The sequence below is a fragment of the Microbacterium sp. HMWF026 genome, assembly GCF_003061325.1.
GTDB classification, from domain to species: domain Bacteria; phylum Actinomycetota; class Actinomycetes; order Actinomycetales; family Microbacteriaceae; genus Microbacterium; species Microbacterium testaceum_E.
Genome location: NZ_QAJB01000219.1, coordinates 1 through 2839 on the forward strand (window position 1 = coordinate 1; position 2839 = coordinate 2839).

General features: G+C 71.9%; 4 protein-coding genes. 2 read left to right on the plus strand and 2 right to left on the minus strand.

Annotation, left to right across the window (positions count from 1 at the left end; genetic code table 11):
- Positions 1-449: M23 family metallopeptidase (locus DBR36_RS08995; protein ID WP_146185296.1), on the plus strand; the 449-nt coding region annotated here is incomplete at its 5' end.
- A gap of 60 nt (positions 450-509) precedes the next feature.
- Here the strand turns inward: DBR36_RS08995 and DBR36_RS09000 are convergent.
- Positions 510-1043, minus strand: a complete 534-nt coding sequence (locus tag DBR36_RS09000) for an inorganic diphosphatase (RefSeq protein ID WP_108318680.1) — start codon at positions 1041-1043, stop codon at positions 510-512.
- A 115-nt stretch (positions 1044-1158) separates the two neighbouring features.
- Between DBR36_RS09000 and tilS the strand changes: the two genes are divergently transcribed.
- Positions 1159-2157: a tRNA lysidine(34) synthetase TilS gene (gene tilS / locus DBR36_RS09005; protein ID WP_108318682.1), complete on the plus strand. Its 999-nt coding sequence runs from the start codon at positions 1159-1161 to the stop codon at positions 2155-2157.
- Positions 2158-2163: 6 nt separating this feature from the next.
- On the opposite strand, the gene DBR36_RS09010 is transcribed toward tilS, so the two are convergent.
- A partial coding sequence (locus DBR36_RS09010) for an MFS transporter (protein WP_219927636.1) occupies positions 2164-2839 on the minus strand: 676 nt, incomplete at its 5' end.

The window sequence follows — 2839 nt, forward strand, 5'->3', positions numbered from 1 at the left end:
GTGGTGGTGGCGGCGGAAGCGTCAGCGGCGGCGGCTGGGCGCGTCCGTCCTCGGCCTACACGTCGTCGGGCTACGGCCCCCGCTCCGGGCAGTGCAACTCCAGTTACTGCGCGAGCACCTGGCACCTGGGTCTGGACTTCGGCGCGAGCTGCTGGTCGCCGATCTACGCCGCGGCCGCGGGTCGCGTGACGTACGCCGGTGTCAACGGCGGCTTCGGCAACTACGTCCGTATCCAGCACGACGACGGGTCGGGCACCGGCTACGGCCACATCGTCAACGGCGGGATCTACGTGTCGTACGGCCAGCGCGTCGAGGCCGGGCAGCAGATCGCCGCGACCGGGCAGACCGGCAACTCCTTCGGATGCCACCTGCACTTCGAGGTCTACCCTCCCGGCGGCGGCACGACCGACCCCGCTCCGTGGCTGCGCGCCCGCGGCGTCTCGGTCTGATCGAGAGCACGAGAAAACCCCCGGTCCACGGACCGGGGGTTTCTTCGTCTGCGCGTCAGGTCAGAGCGTGTTGGGCGCTTCGCCCTCACCCTGCGTGCGGGTCTGCTCGTCGTGATCCTCGAAGCGCGTGAAGGCCTCGGCCACCAGACGCTCGGCCTCGGCGGCATCCGCCCACTCGTCGACCTTGACCCACTTGTTGGGCTCGAGGTCCTTGTAGTGCTCGAAGAAGTGCGAGATCTCCTTCTTGGTCCACTCGTCGATGTCGCCGACGTCCTGGATGTGGTCCCAGCGGGGGTCCTTCGCGAGCACCGCGACGACCTTGTCGTCGCCGCCGGCCTCGTCGCTCATCTTGAGCACGCCGACCGGGCGCACCTTGGCGAGGATGCCGGGGTGCAGGTCGCGGTCGAGCAGCACGAGCACGTCGAGCGGGTCGCCGTCCTCGCCGAGGGTGTTCTCGAAGAAGCCGTAGTTGGCCGGGTAGCCGAAGACCGTGTAGAGGATGCGGTCGAGGTAGACGCGGCCGGTGCCGTGGTCGACCTCGTACTTCACGCGGCTGCCGCGGGGGATCTCGATGACGGCGTCGTACGCGCCCATACTCGTGCTCCTTAGATCTGTGGATTTCCGCGGCCCAGCCTAGTCGGAGCGGCCTGGCGGCGAGAGGCGGCGCGATGCGCGGCGACGCACGCGGCCTCGCCGCTAGCGTGGAGGGATGGATCACCGCCCGGGCCTGGACCCCGCCGTCGCCGAGGTGCGCCGCGCCGTGCGCACGGCGCTCGACGGACGCACGGGAGCGGTCATCGTGGCGCTCTCGGGCGGAGCCGACTCGCTCGCCCTCCTGGCGGCGACCGCGTTCGAGGCGGGGCGGGTCGGCATCCGGGTCGAAGCCGTCGTGGTCGATCACGGTCTGCAGCGGGGATCGGATGCCGTGGCCGCGCGGGCCGTCGAAACGGCGCGTGGGCGCGGGATCGACGCGCGGGTCGTGACGGTCGAGGTCGCGGTGAAGGACGGTCCCGAGGCCGATGCGCGCGCCGCGCGATACGCCGCGCTCGCGCGGGTGGCGTCCGAGACCGGCGCCGACGCGGTCCTGCTGGGGCACACGCTCGACGACCAGGCCGAGACCGTGCTGCTGGGTCTCGCGCGCGGGTCGGGCGCGACGAGTCTCGCCGGCATGCCGACCGAGCGGCGGGATGCCGGCGGCCCGGCCTGGCTGCGACCGATGCTGGCCGTGCGCCGCTCGACGACTGTCGCGGCGTGCGCCGCCGAAGGGTTCGAGCCGTGGTCGGACCCCCACAACGTCGACCCCGCGTTCACGCGCGTGCGAGTACGCGAGCGCGTGCTGCCGGTGCTCGAGGCCGAGCTCGGGCCGGGAGTCGCCGAGGCGCTCGCGCGCACGGCCGAGCAGCTGCGCGAGGATGCCGCGGCCTTCCAGGACATGATCGACGAGACCATCGAGGACATCGTCGAGCACGCCGAGGCGGGGATCTCGATCTCGGTCGCCGCCCTCGCGGCCAACCCCGCGGCACTGCGCAACCGGATCGTGCGATATGTCGTCGAGAGCGAGTTCGGCGTCTCGCTGACGCGCGCGCAGACCCTCGAGGTCGCCCGTCTCGCCGTCGACTGGCGCGGGCAGGGCCCGATCGACCTGCCGTCGTGCGTCGCGCGGCGGGTGGGCAACCGCATCGAGATCGTGGCGCGCGAGCGCGGGTGAGGTGGGTTATGCGGCGACGCGGCGGTGGCGGGACTCGACCAGCGCCATCGCGGTGATCGACACCAGCGCGACGATCGCCAACCCGATCGTGAGGAGCGCCAGTCCGTCGAAAAGAAGCCACTCGGCGAACACCCCGCCCAGCACGTTGCCCAGCAGGTAGCCCGCGCCGACCACGACGGAGTACGCGCCCATGATCAGCCCGCGGTCGTCGCGGAACTCCGCCGAGATGTCGCTCAGGTGCGTCAGGGCGGCCGGGGTGAAGCCGGCCTCGAGGAACACCCCTACCATGACCAGCGGAACGGCGACGAACCAGGGGGCGCCGCGGTTGGCCAGCATCAGGCCGACCGAGGCGATCAGCGCGCCCGACACGGTGACGAAGAGCACCGGGACGGTGGGGAGGCGTCCGATGAAGAACGCCCACGCGACGATGCACAGGCTGAAGAACAGCACGTAGACCCCGAGCACGAGCGACAGCCCCGCCTCGTCGCCGCGGAACGCCCCGGGGAAGAGCTGCCCGTCCGCCCGCACATCGCCGGCCAGGACGAAGGTGATCTGCGACGTCACCCACGTGCCCAGGATCGCGTTCACCGCGATCCACGCCGGAAGGAACGCCAGCAGCCGCGGCTGCACGAGTACGCGGAGGCGATCCGGGAGCGACGCGCGGGAGGGAGGGGTCCGGGAG